The 15,469-nt window shown below is 59.9% G+C and carries 15 protein-coding genes; 9 read left to right on the top strand and 6 right to left on the bottom strand.

The window, feature by feature from the left end; all coding sequences use genetic code 11:
- The first annotated feature begins 265 nt into the window (after positions 1–265).
- Positions 266–3,214: an excinuclease ABC subunit UvrA gene (gene uvrA, locus V5A26_RS01915; RefSeq protein WP_332320356.1), complete on the top strand. Its 2,949-nt coding sequence runs from the start codon at positions 266–268 to the stop codon at positions 3,212–3,214.
- Here the strand turns inward: uvrA and V5A26_RS01910 are convergent.
- Positions 3,211–3,894 carry an RNA ligase partner protein gene (locus V5A26_RS01910; protein ID WP_332320355.1) on the bottom strand — a complete coding sequence of 228 codons (684 nt, stop codon included), beginning with the start codon at positions 3,892–3,894 and terminating at the stop codon, positions 3,211–3,213. The two genes, uvrA and V5A26_RS01910, sit on opposite strands and share 4 nt — an antisense overlap.
- A 75-nt stretch (positions 3,895–3,969) precedes the next feature.
- On the opposite strand from V5A26_RS01910, the gene V5A26_RS01905 reads away from it, so the two are divergent.
- The 3 genes from V5A26_RS01905 to V5A26_RS01895 all read left to right on the top strand — a co-directional run bounded on the left by V5A26_RS01905 (position 3,970) and on the right by V5A26_RS01895 (position 6,252).
- Positions 3,970–5,076, top strand: a complete 1,107-nt coding sequence (locus V5A26_RS01905) for an RNA ligase (protein ID WP_332320354.1) — start codon at positions 3,970–3,972, stop codon at positions 5,074–5,076.
- A 300-nt stretch (positions 5,077–5,376) separates the two neighbouring features.
- Entirely contained in the window at positions 5,377–5,583 is a 207-nt protein-coding gene (locus V5A26_RS01900) for a hypothetical protein (protein WP_332320353.1), read from the top strand.
- Positions 5,584–5,781: 198 nt separating this feature from the next.
- Positions 5,782–6,252, top strand: a complete 471-nt coding sequence (locus V5A26_RS01895; RefSeq protein ID WP_332320352.1) for an FKBP-type peptidyl-prolyl cis-trans isomerase — start codon at positions 5,782–5,784, stop codon at positions 6,250–6,252.
- 31 nt (positions 6,253–6,283) lie between these two features.
- On the opposite strand, the gene V5A26_RS01890 is transcribed toward V5A26_RS01895, so the two are convergent.
- Both V5A26_RS01890 and V5A26_RS01885 read right to left on the bottom strand, forming a co-directional pair.
- Positions 6,284–7,612 (bottom strand): sulfite oxidase, encoded by a 1,329-nt coding sequence (locus V5A26_RS01890; protein ID WP_332320351.1) that lies wholly within the window; start codon positions 7,610–7,612, stop codon positions 6,284–6,286.
- Positions 7,613–7,825: 213 nt separating this feature from the next.
- On the bottom strand, positions 7,826–8,263 hold the full coding sequence (locus tag V5A26_RS01885; RefSeq protein ID WP_332320350.1) for a plastocyanin/azurin family copper-binding protein: 438 nt from the start codon (positions 8,261–8,263) through the stop codon (positions 7,826–7,828).
- Between the two features lie 176 nt (positions 8,264–8,439).
- Here V5A26_RS01885 and V5A26_RS01880 point away from each other — a divergent pair, with 176 nt between their 5' ends.
- Together V5A26_RS01880 and V5A26_RS01875 are read left to right on the top strand one after the other, a co-directional pair.
- Positions 8,440–8,886, top strand: coding sequence for a Tfx family DNA-binding protein (locus tag V5A26_RS01880; protein ID WP_332320349.1), 447 nt, complete (start codon positions 8,440–8,442; stop codon positions 8,884–8,886).
- An 86-nt stretch (positions 8,887–8,972) separates the two neighbouring features.
- A complete protein-coding gene (locus V5A26_RS01875; protein ID WP_332322184.1) occupies positions 8,973–9,983 on the top strand; it encodes an aldo/keto reductase in 1,011 nt (336 codons plus the stop codon).
- A 24-nt stretch (positions 9,984–10,007) separates the two neighbouring features.
- Here V5A26_RS01875 and V5A26_RS01870 read toward each other — a convergent pair whose 3' ends face one another.
- Positions 10,008–11,759, bottom strand: coding sequence for a DEAD/DEAH box helicase (locus V5A26_RS01870; RefSeq protein ID WP_332320405.1), 1,752 nt, complete (start codon positions 11,757–11,759; stop codon positions 10,008–10,010).
- A 177-nt stretch (positions 11,760–11,936) separates the two neighbouring features.
- Here V5A26_RS01870 and V5A26_RS01865 point away from each other — a divergent pair, with 177 nt between their 5' ends.
- Positions 11,937–13,013 carry a geranylgeranyl reductase family protein gene (locus V5A26_RS01865; RefSeq protein ID WP_332320347.1) on the top strand — a complete coding sequence of 359 codons (1,077 nt, stop codon included), beginning with the start codon at positions 11,937–11,939 and terminating at the stop codon, positions 13,011–13,013.
- Between the two features lies 1 nt (position 13,014).
- On the opposite strand, the gene V5A26_RS01860 is transcribed toward V5A26_RS01865, so the two are convergent.
- Positions 13,015–13,311, bottom strand: a complete 297-nt coding sequence (locus V5A26_RS01860; protein ID WP_332320346.1) for a DUF6432 family protein — start codon at positions 13,309–13,311, stop codon at positions 13,015–13,017.
- 108 nt (positions 13,312–13,419) lie between these two features.
- On the opposite strand from V5A26_RS01860, the gene V5A26_RS01855 reads away from it, so the two are divergent.
- Positions 13,420–14,640, top strand: a complete 1,221-nt coding sequence (locus tag V5A26_RS01855; protein ID WP_332320345.1) for a DUF7093 family protein — start codon at positions 13,420–13,422, stop codon at positions 14,638–14,640.
- Positions 14,641–14,677: 37 nt separating this feature from the next.
- On the top strand, positions 14,678–15,070 hold the full coding sequence (locus V5A26_RS01850) for a DUF5611 family protein (RefSeq protein WP_332320344.1): 393 nt from the start codon (positions 14,678–14,680) through the stop codon (positions 15,068–15,070).
- Positions 15,071–15,105: 35 nt separating this feature from the next.
- Here V5A26_RS01850 and V5A26_RS01845 read toward each other — a convergent pair whose 3' ends face one another.
- On the bottom strand, positions 15,106–15,456 hold the full coding sequence (locus V5A26_RS01845; protein ID WP_332320343.1) for a cell division protein SepF: 351 nt from the start codon (positions 15,454–15,456) through the stop codon (positions 15,106–15,108).
- Positions 15,457–15,469: the final 13 nt, after the last annotated feature.

Genomic DNA, 15,469 nt, shown 5'->3' with positions numbered 1-15,469 from the left:
TTTCGGGGCAGTAGCCGGGGCGAGCTCCGTTCTGACCTGTCGCCTCGCACGCGAGACTGCCAATGAAAACGAGAGAAACTTGGCCCGTATTCGGACCCGAACCAGACGGATGGTCGGGATGTGAACCCTGGCGATCAAACTGACTCCCAAGACAGATTGCACCGAATACATATTCGGTAACGATTCGGAACCCTTTGGGCCGTATCGAGGGTCTCTATCACCGCGACCGACAGACCTACCCTCAACGGTCCGTTATTCCGGTTCGATGAGTGAGGATTTTATCGAGGTCCGAGGGGCTGAGGCACATAACCTCAAAGACCTCGACGTTTCTATCCCGCGGGAGACGCTGACCGTCGTGACGGGGCTCTCCGGCTCGGGGAAGTCCTCGTTGGCCTTCGATACGATCTACGCCGAGGGCCAACGACGGTACATCGAGTCGCTTTCCGCGTACGCCCGGAACTTCCTGGGGCAGATGGACAAACCACAAGTCGAATCGGTCGAAGGACTGTCACCGGCGATCTCGATCGACCAGAAGAACGCCGCGAACAACCCCCGGTCGACGGTCGGGACAGTGACCGAGCTGCACGACTACCTTCGCCTGCTGTACGCGCGGGTCGGGACGCCACATTGTCCTGAATGTGGCCGGGAGGTCGGTGAACAAAGTCCCCAGCAGATGGTCCGGCGGATTTTCGAGTTCCCCGAGGGGACCAAGGCAAAAATCGCCGCCCCGATCGTGCGAGATCAGAAGGGGGCCTTCGAGGACCTGTTCGAGGACCTGTTGAGCGAGGGGTACGCTCGGGTCGAGGTCGACGGGAAGTCCTACGATCTCGCCCAGGACACGCCGGACCTGGACGAGAATTACGATCACACTGTAGACGTCGTCGTGGACCGGGTGACCGTCCGCGAGGACGCCAGATCACGGATTACGGACTCCGTCGAAACGGCCCTCCAGGAAGCGGAAGGGGTTCTGAAAGTCATTCTTCCTGACCCACCCGAAGACGCGGATGTCACCTCGACGGCTCGCTCGACTGGTGACCTGGCTGCCAAAGACGAAGAGGAAGCGGTCGCGGTCGAATACTCGGAGGATCTGGCGTGCACCCACTGTGGTATCGACCTACCGGAGATCGAGACCCGTTCGTTCTCCTTCAACAGCCCGCATGGTGCCTGTCCCGAGTGTGAAGGCATCGGTGAGACCAAAGAGGTCAGCGCCGATCTGGTCGTCACCGATCCGGAGAAACCACTGCGTTCAGTCTTCGAAGCCTGGAGTTACGACCGGTCGTACTACCGGACCCGGATCGACAACGTGGCCGATCACTTCGGCGTCAGTGTCGAAACGCCTTTCGAGGAGCTTGCGGAGTCAGTTCAGGATGCATTCCTCTGGGGAACCGAAGAAACGGTCTCCTTTGAGACCAAGACGAAAAACGGTGTCCGTCGGAAGCAAGAGCGCTTCGAAGGAGTGGTTCCGAACCTCGAGCGGCGGTACGTGGAAACCGACTCGGACCGGGTACGAAACCACATTGAGGACTACATGTCGGTGACCACCTGCCCCGTCTGTGAAGGGACCCGTCTCAAAGCAGAAAGCCGGGCTGTGCTGGTCGATGGAACCTCGATCACCGACGTGAATCAAAAGAGCGTGGCGGACGCTCGTGAGCATTTCGAGGGGATGGAATCCGATCTTTCAGACAGGGACCGGAAAATCGCGGAGGAGATCCTCAAGGAGATCCGTGCGCGACTCGGGTTCATGGAAGAAGTCGGATTAGATTATCTCACCCTCAATCGGGAGGCCTCGACCCTCTCCGGCGGTGAGAGCCAACGGATCCGGCTGGCCACCCAGATCGGTTCGGGACTCGTCGGCGTTCTCTACGTTCTCGACGAACCGTCGATCGGGCTCCATCAGCGGGACAACGACCGGCTTTTGAACACGCTCGCGGAACTCCGCGATCTCGGGAACACCCTGATCGTCGTCGAACACGACGAGGAGACGATGTTGCGGGCCGACGAGATCGTTGATTTGGGCCCAGGTCCTGGCCGCCACGGTGGCGAGGTCGTTGCCAAGGGAGACCCTGAGGAGATCATGTCGGTCCCCGAGTCGGTCACCGGCGATTACCTCGCTGGGCGCAAACAGATCCCCGTGCCGGAAACCCGTCGGGAGCCGGATGGTGCGTTTACGATTCGTGGGGCTCGCCAGCACAACCTCGCTGACCTCGACGTGGAGATTCCACTTGGCGTGTTCACCGCGATTACCGGGGTCTCGGGGTCAGGGAAGTCGACTTTGATGCACGACGTGCTCTACAAAGGCCTCGCTCGTCGGATGAACAACAACACGTCGGTCGATCCAGGCGCCCACGACGATATCGAGGGGCTGGAGCAGATCGAATCGGTCCGGATGATCGATCAGTCCCCGATCGGTCGAACCCCCCGATCGAACCCCGCGACCTACACGGGTGTCTTCGATTACGTTCGCAAGCGCTTCGCGGAGACGAAACTCGCCAAACAGCGGGGCTACGAGAAGGGCCGCTTTTCCTTCAACGTGAAAGGTGGCCGATGCGAAGCCTGTGGGGGCCAGGGAACGGTTACGATAGAGATGAACTTCTTGTCGGACGTCCAGGTCCCCTGTGAGGAGTGTGGTGGGGACCGGTACAACGACGAGACGCTGGATGTGGACCTCCGGGGCAAAACCATCGCTGACGTGCTGGACATGACCGTCGAGGAGGCACTGGCTTTCTTCGAGTCTGATTCCCGCATCAGTCGCCGGCTCCAATTACTCTCCGATGTTGGGCTGGACTACATGCGACTGGGCCAACCCTCGACGACCCTTTCAGGTGGCGAAGCCCAGCGAGTCAAACTCGCGGAGGAACTGGGCAAACGGGACTCGGGTGAGACGCTCTATCTCCTCGATGAACCCACCACTGGATTGCACAAGGCTGACGAGCGGAAACTCATTGACGTGTTGCACCGTTTAGCTGAGCACGGGAACTCCGTCGTGGTCATCGAACACGAACTGGACCTCGTGAAAAACGCGGATCACGTGATCGATCTCGGTCCCGAGGGTGGCGAACGTGGCGGCGAGGTTGTCGCCGCTGGTACCCCCGAGGACGTCGCCGAGGCCGAACAGTCGTATACGGGCCAGTACCTCCGCGACAAACTCCCAGCCATCGATCTTGACGGGCCACGCGCGGGCGAGCGACCGACTAGTCGCGCGAGCGGAGACTAGGCGCTCTCGTCGCTGGCCACAGAATCGCTCCGTTCAGCGGCGGCTAAGTATTCCTCGAGCAACGCTGGGAACTCACGACCGCGCAAGTAGCGGAGACCGAACTCCTCGGCCCAGTTGATGATACCGGCGTCTTCGGTAACGACTCCCGCCTCGAGTTCGCGGGCCAGGACGAGCAGGTCAAAATCCTCACGTGAATCGAGAATCCCCTGTCTGAGTGCCCGTCGGTACTTATCACGCAGGTCGGAGATCACCTCGTCCGTCGGGGTCTTGTACTCGTGTTCCTCGAGGGACTCGGCGTCCGCCTCTTGGGCGTCTCGCACGGCCCGTTCTGAGACCCTGAGTCCCCGGTCGACCCGGTCGGACATCTCTTGGACGAATTCGAAGACGACCTCGGCCGGGATCATGACCTCGTAGTGGGCCGGGTTCTTCCTGATGATCCAGGTATTGAGCCGAGATTGAAGTGCCTGGTCGACCCCTCTGTCTTCGAGCATTCGCAGGAGTTCCTCCTGGATCGACGGCGGCATGTAACAGGAGATTCCCAGTTCGAGTTTCGCCTCCGCGATGAGCGTGACGAACCGCTCGAGTGCGGCCTCGAGGTCTTCGTCGTCCCGACGGATCTCCTCGGTCAGGAATGCGGAGGTGTCGACAACGAAGCGTTGTTTGAGGGGTTCATCGGCCATACTGTTCATTTCAGTGGCCGGGGGTAAAATACAACCGGCGGACGGCTTTTTGCACCTGCCCACGTAGGTGTTTGTATGGACGAGGCCGCCCGTTTGGGCGTCGATCCCGGGGACCTCGAGGAGGTCCGCTCACACTTTACGAGCGCGGCGTACCGCGGTCTGGAGTACGAATACCTCGGGAGTCCCGTTCGCGGAATCGAGCGTGGCACTGTCCGGATGGCGGACACGCTGGTCAGAGGCTATCCCACCACCCCTCGGGTCCTCATGACCGACCCAGGGGTCCCGATGTTTTTCGACGGGCCGCTGGCAATCGAGGAGAAACTCAACGGCTACAACGTTCGTATCGCCCACGTGGGCGAACCGCTGGCGTTCACCCGGGGCGGGCATATCTGTCCGTATACAACACACGTTGCCCGGGAAGAACTGAACTTGGAGGCGTTTTTCGGAACACATCCGGAGCAGATGCTTTGTACGGAGTTCATCGGCCCTGAAAACCCCTACACGGCCCACCACGTGTACGATGTGGCGTCGATCGAGCCACGGGTGTTCGACGTGCGCCACCGAGAAACCGGTCGGCCGATGCCAGTCGAACGGCGTCGCTCGGTCATCGACAGGTTCGGGTTTCCACAACCGGAGTTCTACGGTGTCTTCGAACCTGAACCGGCTGTCGACGCCGTTCGAGAGGTAATTCAGGAGCTCGATGCCAGTGGGCGAGAAGGGGTGGTCATGCAATCCGTTGACGGACGGGACCAACTCAAATACACGACCGGTTCGACACATCGCTCGGACCTTGAAATGGCCTTTTCGTTGCCGTTTGATTACGGTCAAGACTTCCTCTTCTCCAGACTGATCCGGGAAGCCTTCCAGGCCGTGGAATTTGAGGAGGACAAGACGACGGTTCGCGAGCGGGCCCACCGAATCGGCGAATCGATTCTAAAACCGATGGTCGAGACGATCAGGGCCGTCGATGCGGGGGAGACTGTCGGAGAATTCCACACGGTCCGGGGGAGTCCCAGTGCCATTACGGAACTGTTGAGCCACTTCGAGGAGCAGGGCCTGGAACTGGAAATCGAACGCGACGACCAGGAGGGTGACCAACGGGTGGTGGCACTCCGCAAAGTGTCGAATCAGACTCGGGATAAAGTCGAACACTTCCTGAACGGCGGGACTATCGACCAGTGAAATCCCCAGCGAGTTGAGGGTTTGTCGCCACGGAGACGAATATATACAGACGGCGTTGTGGCTGATTCGGAAGTATGGGTAAGATAGTGTATAGGTCAGTGAGACTTAGAAAAATTCATTATGACGTCTGTCATACGTTTACATCCCCCTTGAAACGGCACGGGGGTACACTGGACGCCCACGCTCCGAATCGAACCATCGAGACGGAGCGGGGTAGAGGCCACAACCAAAGCGCCTGTAACAGGGCGGCGAGGTCACAGGTCTCGAAGGAGAACCACACCGACCCGCCGTCGGACCGCCATGGCGGTCGGAAGGAAAGGCCAAGTACCGGAGCACGCGCAAGCGGACTTCGCGAACATGGTCGGCAACGCCGGTGATAATCCGGCTCACGTCAACTCAGTCGGGCACGGCCGGGAGACGGCTAGACCCGTCCGTTTGGCGGATGGAAACCCGGTGGGAATCCGGGCAACGCCCCGAGTTGACAAGACCCGGTGGGAATCCGGGTAACGCCGTCACAGGCCGTAAGGGTCGTGGAAAACGTCTCCCGTCCAGGCCTCAACCGTGTCGTTCCAATTTTGGGGTCAGGATCTTTTGAGCGAAGGCATTCCTTCCGCTACCCAAACTGTGACATTGAGCCGCACAGCTTTTCGGCGACGTGTTGTATGACCCCAATTCTCAAAGCGTGGAAATGCCAACCACTTCCATATGGTTGAGCCTGGACAGACCGCGGTGATCCATTATACTGCCCGAATGGTGACCGGGGCGGAAGCCGGTGAAATCGTGGATACGACGGTTGTCGACGTGGCGCTGGAAAGCGACGTCTATGAAGGGCATCGCGATTACGAACCGCTTTCCTTCGAGGTCGGAGCCGGTGAGGTGCTACAAGGACTCGACGAAGCGGTCCAGGAGATGGAACCGGGCGAGGAGCGGACGGTCGAACTCTCACCCGAGATGGCCTATGGCTATCACGACGCGGATCAGATCGTTTCACTCCCTCGATCGGACATCGAGGCCCGAAGCGAGACGAAGGCGGCTGAAGGGGAACTTGTTACCACCGATACCGGGGATTCGGGCTGGATTACTACTGTCACTGAGGACACCGTTGAAATCGATTTCAATCACGAACTCGCTGGCGAGCCCATCGAATGTGACATCCACCTTCTTGACGTCCGATAGCAGGGGCGAACTCAAAAAACAGCCCCGGTTTTCAGATGACCGTCACATCGACGCCGTGGGGCATGTACGCGTTATTTCCATATCCCTTCTGATTCCACGGATACGTGTCGTTCATGATCCGTGCCTTATTCGCGGCGTCTGCGTCTTGATCCGAAATCGTCGCTGGCTGGGTAAATTCATTGTCGTCGGTGGCTCGTGAGACAATGGTGTAATCGCCCGGTTCGGGGTCCCACATGTACCTGAAGAGGCGCCAGGAGTAGGGCCCGATGGTCGGGCGCATGAATTCGGCCTCGTTCCAGGTGTCTCCGCCGTCGGTCGAGACCTCCACTGACTCCACGTCGTCGTCGCCGCCCCACGCCACCCCGATAATTTCGATGGAGCCATCGACACCGTGAGTGACTGTTTCGCCATCAGTTGGGAACCCGACAATCGATTTGACCAATTGATCGTAGAGATACGGGTGATCGATCTCCGCACTTTCCATCTGGCCCTGGGTATCGAACTCCGAAATCTCCTCGTTGAAGTTCGGCCCCTCGACGTTGTTGCCGAATATGCGGTAGGAATACTGCTGCCAGTGGGTGTACAGTCGGCCGTCGTTGGGCTCCCAGGTCTCGTTCGGATAGACCATTTTGTCCATCACGTGCATCCGGGAGACCCACTTCACGTTGTTATTCCCGTACCACCCGGGCACGATGAACCGGACCGGGAACCCGTGATCCGGTGGGATCGGGCGCCCGTTCATTTCGAACGCCAGCATGGCGTCCTCCATGACCTTCTCCATCGGGATCGACCGAGTGAAGATGTCTTCACCGTCCGGTGCTTCCCCACCCATCACGGTGAGCCACTTGTCTTCCCCTGTCTCTGCCCCGTAGGCGTCCAGGACTGCGCTTACTGGGACGCCGGTCCACTCGGCGTTGCCAACGGCACCGAATGACCACTGGTTCCCACCCACTTGGGGATCGAAGTAGGACCGTCCGTTCCCCGAACACTGCATCGTATGGAACACTGTCTCCGTGGGGAACTCTCGTTTCAGCTCGTCCATCGACAGTTCGACATCACTATCGACGAGGCCGTCCAGGGTAACCGACCACTCGTCCTCGTCGATCTCCGGCGTGGGGTAGTGGTTCCGGATGTAGAACTCCTCTTCCTGGGTGACCATGTTGGTATATGTCGAGTGGGAGGCGGCCTCGGCGTTTTCTGGTTCAGGAGAGAGGATTCGCAGCCCAGGATACTGTTCTTCCAAGCTCGGCTCAGTGTCGGGCTCCGTTGTCGTCGTGGTGGGGGCTGGTTCTTCTGTTGTCGTGGCCTCGCTATCAGCTCCGTTCCCGGCACAACCGGCCAGGAGGCCCGCGACTGACATCCCCCCGGCTGCTCGGAGGAACTTCCGCCGTTTGAGATATTTGTCACGACTGGAGGGTGATTCGCCTTGGTTTTGGGAAGTTGTGTCACCACGACTCATGTTACATTTTACCATACTATTGCCCAGCATATTAAGGTTTTTCTTATAGGCCCCCATTTATGGGGTCAATCACGTCTCACGAACGAGGAGTAATCGGAGAACCGCCGAAGCTATCTATTCGCTGACGATAACTGTCCCGACCATCCCTTGACCGGCATGTGGGGTGCAAACGTACACGTATTCACCCGGCACATCGAAGGTATTGGAAAAGACCGTGCCCACCTCATTGAGCGAGAAGTGGCTGTCGCCCTCGTAGGATGCAAACGGTTCTGCACCGTCCGGATTTTCGCATTTTGGGGACGCTTCTGGCTTGCTGGTAACGTTGTGACCTTCGGATTCGAACTCCCATTCGACCGTTTCGCCAACGCTAATTTCGACTGTTTCCGGTTCGTATCGGAGCTTTTTCTCGGGGCCGACGGCCACTGTGGGGGTTTCCGACTTCGATTCGTCCGTCGTGGGTTCTGCATCCGACGATCCGCCGGAACACCCGGCGATCGGGACAAGTGCTGCCCCTGCGCCGACGCCTTTGAGGAACTGCCTGCGATTAACCATACACATATTTTTTCAGTGACACTGATACCTGTTCTGGCGGGTGCGAACGTTTCCCCATCTTACCATGGGTCGAGTGCCGACATATGCTCTGCGTTTACGTGGTAATTGGAGTGCTACCGGTTTCCCGGTAAAACGTATTCCAAAAATACATGCGTATGTCTCCCACACTTTTGTGCATGGTTGAGGTCTCCCAGGACGTGTCCGGCACCTTTTTGACTGAGCGGCAGGTCGCGGTCATTCGCCGGCGCGAAGATGGAGCAACGGACGAGGAGATCGCCACGGCCCTCGATACGACTGTCGCTGGGGTCGAACAACTCGAAGAAACCGCGCTCGAAAACATCCAGCGGGCATATCGGACGGTCAGGGTGGCCGAATCGCTTCGGTCCGACGTCCGCGTGCAGGCCGAGGCCGGGATGGCGCTTCTCGACGTGGTTCGGGAACTCCGGTCAGCAGGGGACCTCGCCGGAATACAACTCGGGACGACCGAGTCCCGGTTACACGACGAACTCGCAGAAATCCTGGAACCGGTTCGGCAGAACAACACGCTTACCGAGGACGTCGAGTTGGCTATCGACAACGACGGAGCAGTAAGCCTGGCGAAACGGAGCCAATCCGTTTCTTAAACCCGTCGTTCAAGAGCCCCATTCCGTTTGCAAACCGACTGTTCGGAAATGCATATTTTTGGCGTTCGGGACCAATTACTTAATGTATGACAACCCTGTCTGACATTGACCTTGGATACGTCGCACTCGGACGGACCGGAATTCAGACGAGCGAACTCCAGTTCGGGACCTGGCGATTCGGGAAAGAGACGGCCGAAGGAAACATCGAAATTGGCGAGGACAGAGCCTACGAACTGCTCAATGGCTATGAAAGGGCCGGGGGTCGGTACATCGACACCGCCGACATTTACGGTGGTGGCCAAAGCGAGGAGTGGATCGGCCATTGGCTCGAAGACAGGGAGCGGGAGCGATTCACCATCGCCTCGAAGATCTACTGGCAGATCCGGGACGGTGATCCCAACAGTCGCGGGACGAACCGGAAGAACGTTCGTCATCGCATCGACGAAATCCTCGACAGACTTGGTACGGACTATATCGACGTCCTCTATATCCACCGGTGGGACGACGCGACGACGGCACGCGAGATGATGAAGACGCTTAACGGTCTCGTGGAGGCGGGCAAAGTCAATTACCTCGGGGCTTCGACGCTGCGCCCGAACGCCTGGAAAGTCATTCGCGCGAACGACATCGCCCGGGAGCAAGGGTGGGAGCCGTTTACCGTGGTCCAACCCCGGTATAATCTCGTCGACCGGGAGATAGAGGGTGATTACCTTGAAATGGCACGCCACGATGAACTGGCAGTCTGTCCCTGGAGCCCGCTCGGACAGGGGTTCCTCACCGGCAAGTACACTCGCGATGCGGGTGCAACGGCCGAATCCCGAGCCGCTGAGGCAAGTCACTTCGAGAACTCCTACCTTACGGAGACGAACTTTCTCGTCCACGACGAACTCGACGCCGTGGCGGAGGAGGTTGCTCGGACCCCCGCCCAAACGGCTCTTGCATGGCTGATGCACCTGGACGGCGTCACGGCCCCGATCGTCGGGGCCCGAACGGTTGACCAACTCGAAGAGAACCTGGGAGCGGCGTCGATCGATCTGGCATCGGACCAGGTCAACCGGCTGTCCGAGGCTAAACCGGGTCCCTACGACGATTTGTAGACCGGAGACCGGTTTTCTCTTCCCCTAATCCGAGAGCGATCGTTCGGTGACCGGGATACCTTTGCTGGAAAGGTGATGCATTTGCTGGAGCGCGAAGTCCGCCTCCCGGGATCCCTCCGTTGCGAGGACGACCACCTCCGCGTCCCCCGAGGGCCGCATCAGGCGTCCGGCCCGTTGGGTCCCTTGGCGGCGGGACCCGCCTAACCCAGATGCAATCACGGCGAGTTCCGCATCAGGCAGATCGATGCCCTCGTCACCCACCCGAGAGACGATGACGGTTCGTTCATCACCCCGGCGGAACGCCTGAAAGAGTCGCGCCCGTTCAGCATGCGGCGTATCGCCGCTAATGAACGGCACGTCGAGTTCTGCGGTGAGGTCACTGCCCTGGTCGAGGTATTCCACGAAGACGAGGGCTTGGGAATCGGGCCGTTCGTCAAGCACGTCGCGAACAGCCTCAATCTTCGCTGGATTCGTCGCTGCGGCCTGATTCTTCTGGTGGGTACTTGTTTCCGCGTACTCCCGTTTAGCCTGTTCGTCCCGCCATGGGACGTATCTGATTTCGACGCTGGGCTGTTCGACGAATCCTTCGTCAAAAAGGGTGTCCCAGTCGGTCCCGATTGGTGGCCCGATCAGTGTGTAGATGTCCCGTTCGCGGTCGTCCTCTCTGAGCGGTGAGGCGGTGAGCCCCAACCGGTGACGACCCTGGAGGTTGGCCGTCGACCGGTGGATCGGGGCGGGCACCCGATGGGCTTCGTCGTAGATGATAAGTCCCCAGCGACGACTGTCGAAGAGTTCCCGGTGGCGATCCATGCTCGCAATCTGGTAGGTTGCAATAGTGACCTGGCGTATCTGTTTTTCCCCGCCATGAAACTCGCCGATCTGGTCGGGTTCGAGATCGGTATGCCGGAGCAATTCGTCGCGCCACTGGCCGGCCAGTTCACGCGTTGGCACGAGAACCAGTGTTTCTGCTTCCAGGGCAGCGAGAATTCCGATTGCAGCGACCGTTTTACCGCTCCCGGCCGGGCCGACCAGCACGCCCGATCCGGCGTCTAGAAATCGTTCGAGCCAGTCCTCTTGATACCCTCGAAGTTTCACCTCACGCGAGACGTCGAGTTGATCACCCTCGTCCAAGTCACGTTCGTCCTTTACGGGGTAGCCGGCGTCATAGAGGACGCGTTTGATTTCGGCTTCGGCACCCTCTACGACCCAACTCGTGGCGTCGTCGATCGGGCCGTGGAGGTGTTCGTCGCCGAGTTCCTCGCGGGCTACGTTGCCCATGAGCGAGTCACTCGCTGCTTCGAGGACCGTGTATCCCTCATGGTGTGTGTGGAGGAGGAACTGTCTGGCGCGCTTCCACTGGGATTCGATCCACTCCTCGAGTTCAGGTTCTTTCCCGCCGAGAACCTCGCGGACAGTCGAGCGCAACGAGGTATACGAATCGTGTGGAGCGGCCCAAACGTCTTCCCGCCGGATTTCGTACCGATAGCCAGCCTGCCCATTCGTATCGGCCAGCCTGGCGAACTGGGAGAGTTGTGCGCGGGTGAACTGCTTGGGCTGATCGACGACGATTTCGTGGCGATCCGGAAACGGAATCACACGCTCGCGGGTGCTTGATTTGGCCCACTCGTGGGCGAAAAACACGACTGGGTCCCCTTCCACGGAGTGTTTCGAGACCTGCGACCGATTGACGAGCGTTTCCAGCAGGTCGGCGGCTTCGGCCTGCGAACAGTCGATGGCCAGCGCGACATCACTCGCTGTGAGGACGGGTCGTTCCATTGCCTCCACGGCGTCTCGAAACGCCTCCAAAGCCTGGTCCGGGTCGTTCACGGGGATGTCGTCAGAGTCTGACCGAGTCACTGTCCCAGCCTTGACGGTCAGGCTAAATAAGCCCGTTACTCGGACCGGCCGTGACGAGCACAAGGGCTATTTCCGGTGGTCCAATACCTTGGACCGATGATTGACGTTGTCGTTGTTGGGGCCGGCCCCGTCGGTGCGCACTTCGCCCGCCGAGCCGCAGAACAGGGCCACGACGTGGTGGCCTTTGAGCGTGGGAAAGTGGGCGAACCCCTGGCTTGTTCAGGGCACGTGAGCCGCGACCTGTGGGAGTTTCTACCTGAGGGGGCGACGGCGGACCTGCGACAACACGAGATCCGAGGCGCCCGCTTCCATCTCCGTGAGGAGAGTGAGCGATCGTATCCGTTCTATCGGGACGAACCGATCTCCAACGTCATCGACCGCGTGGCACTTGATAGGAAGCTGGCCGATCTGGCGAGCGCGGCAGGGGCATCGATCCGAACGAACCACACGGTCACCGCAGTGACGGAGCATCCGGATTCGGTCTCGCTCAAGGTCCAGGGTCCGGATGGGGCAACACAGGTCGAGGCTCGAGTGGTCGTCGGAGCGGACGGTCCCAAATCGACCGTGGGACGGGAATTAGGGCTTCCTGCTCCCAACGAATTGCTGGTGGGAGCACTCCAGCACGTTCCCGAACCCGATCATAGCGATTTCGTCGATGTTATGTTAGACATTCCGAGGTTTTTCGGCTGGCGGATTCCCCGTGGGGAGGCTGGCGTGGAGTACGGGCTCGCAGCTCCACCTGACTACGACGTCGTGGGTCGTCTTGAGGGTTGGTTGGAGCGTGAGGATGCAACCGCGGGACCCAGGTTTAGCGGACACGTCCCCATCGGGCCCCCAAAGCGTGTCCATACGGACCGGGCGATTCTGCTCGGGGACGCTGCGGCCCAGACGAAACCGTTCACGGGAGGTGGAATTCTCTACGGGTTGCGTGCCGCTGAAATCGCGGCCGAAGTCCTCGACCCGCTTGCTCCGGACACTGCGGCCTACGAACACGCCTGGCGAGCGGAACTCGGAACAGAAATCCGGCTGGGGACGTGGATCAGACGGGGATACTCGTTTCCGGATCCGCTCGCACGGCTCGGTTTGCGTGCCTTTTCCGGGGAAATCGGCGTGCACATGGACGAGCCGACGTCGCTGTTCTCCCGCGAGGCGGTTGCAGCGCTGTTCCGGTGAGTTAGAATCCGAGCAACCCTTTCAGCCAGCCGAAAAAACTCTCGTCCGTTTCGGGTTCGTGTTCGGGTTCGATCGCGGAGGATGCGATGAGGAAGACGGTTCGGTTACCGTCCTCATCGACGGTGACGAGCCCCGAGTGCTGAAGGCCTGAAAGCGCACGCTCCAGGCCGTCGATGTCGGTGTTCACCATCGACCGCAACTCGAAGAGCGTCATTCCGTCTTCGTGCCGATCTGCAAGGGCTTGAAGAACCGCGACCTCGGTCTTATCCCGGTCACGGTGCTCCTGGCGGAGCCTCATGTTCCTGGGTATGCTATCCGTCCCCTTATACGGTTTGTCAGTGGGTGGCCCGCCTTTGGGTCCCTCCGAGCGGTACCCTTTTGCGGATGGGCCGGAAATCACGCGCTAATGGGTCTCAGGTGTACACTGCTCGGGCACGCCTACGGTGAGCCGGTGACCGAGCGGGATCGCGAACAGCGGGGTGATGAGGAGGTGGTGACGACCCGAAAAATACGGACCTGTAGTCGGTGTGGCACCGAGACGGTGCTTTCGGAGAACACCGAGGTTCGGTATTTGGAGCCGGAGGGCGGTGAGGGTGTCGCCGAGCGACCGGCGGCGGAACCGGAATCAGAGCGGGTACCTGCCCAAGAGCCAACAGCGGGAGAGCCAGAGCCAGGGACAGAGTCGGCCACAACAACCGGCCAACCAGCCGATTCAGAACCAGATGTCGCAGATTTGGTCGAGTCCGCCGAGGGGGAAACGCCGCCAACAGGGACAGTGCAGGAAACCGAGGCCTCCGAACCGGAAACACAGGAGGGCCTTGAACCGGAAACACAGAAGACCCCTGAACCGGAGGCAACCGAGGTTTCTGAACCTGAGCCAGTCGAAGCCTCCGAATCTGATACACCTGCGGCCCCCGCGAACGAGCCCCCGGAATCCGACCCCGAGACCCCGGACACCGAGGCCGACGAAGGGATTATTCTCGACGAAACAACGGACAGGGATCCGACTCCAGAAACCGGCGGACTCGAAGAGAGTGAGGAATACTCGGCCAGGTCGACGACCGATGAGGCAGCCACGTCGGCGGACCAGGCGAATGAGGCTGACGCGGTCGACGACATCGAGGACCTGTACGAGTCCGAATCACATTCAAGCGGGCCCACAGGCCCCGCCGGGGACACGAACGCCGATGATCCGGTAGACGAGACACAGCCCACGGCAGCGCCCGAATCGATGTTTGGCGAGGGAACGGACCAAAATGACAGGACCTCTGGGTCACCGTCAGCGGAAACTGGCACTGACTCCCAGTCCGACCCCTGGAAAGAACGGCCCCCGACACAGGAAAGCGACGAGTCCGCCCAAGCGGAGCCTGAGCGGGATGACCCGGCGTTTCAATTTGGCCTCCAGGAAGAAGCCAGTGGAAGTGGGACCGAATCGGCAGAGCAGGCGACTCGCGGCCCAGCGGGCATCAAAAGCGAAGGGCCGCTCGACGTGGACTCGGAGCCCGATTCGGCGTTCCAGTCCCTGGAATGTCCGGAATGTGGGTTTTCGGAGTCCGCTCAAACCTCGTTGCGGGCCGGTGACATCTGTCCGGACTGTCATCGTGGATACCTGGCCGGGCGGCGGTGACGAAGGCGTTTTACCCATCAAAGCGTTTTCTGGGTGTATGAAGGAGTACAAGATGCGTCGGGGAGAGTACCTCGAAGACCGCGTGTCGGACCTTCGGGCCCTGATCGAGGAGTATTTCGGGACAGTCGAGGGGACAGCGGAAATGGACGGGATCGAGATGTACGAAGTTTGGGATCCCGATAATCCCGTCTTCGATCGGATTCTTGCAGGCAAATCGCCGTACGGGTCCAAGAAGGACCAAATCGCCGTTCATTTCGAGGAGCGACCGGCCGAAGAGGTCATCGCTGCTGGAGAAGCCGATGCGGCCGCGGAAGCGGTCGATTTGAAAAACGACTTCCTCCTGGAGGTCACCGGTCGGGACGCAAAATCACGTCGCGAGTCCTTGAAGCGGACCGTCGAGGACTCGGATGACGTCCCGGAAGACGTCTAAACCTGGGTTCTGCCTCGACACGTATCGGAGGAGACCTATCGGTTCAGCTTTTCGCGTCTGATTCCGACCCCGGTCGGCGTGATGAGGATCTGATCGTCCCCTTTTTTCACGATATCTCCGCCGACCTCCTTCGCTGTCTCCCGAAGCTCGTCGATCGCGTGATCGACGGTTGGGTCCTCCGTGCGCAAGCGCGTGATGTCCGCGACGACCAGATCGCCATCGTAGACGGCGTCCTTGATCGCTATCACGTCTTCTTGGCCGTCAATTTCGGCGATATGCAACTCCATTTTCGTCTCAGCGTCGGCGGCCACGTCATCGAGGTCCAGTTCGACGTAGTCCCCGGTGCTTCGGTTTTCGCCCCCGAGGATACGATCCATGAATCCCATGTTCAGTGGATGC

Origin of the sequence: Halodesulfurarchaeum sp. (assembly GCF_036626455.1) — an archaeon.
In the GTDB taxonomy this organism is placed as follows: Archaea; Halobacteriota; Halobacteria; order Halobacteriales; family Halobacteriaceae; genus Halodesulfurarchaeum.
Note: the sequence above shows the minus strand (reverse complement) of the source record. Positions and strands in the feature narration are given on the sequence as shown.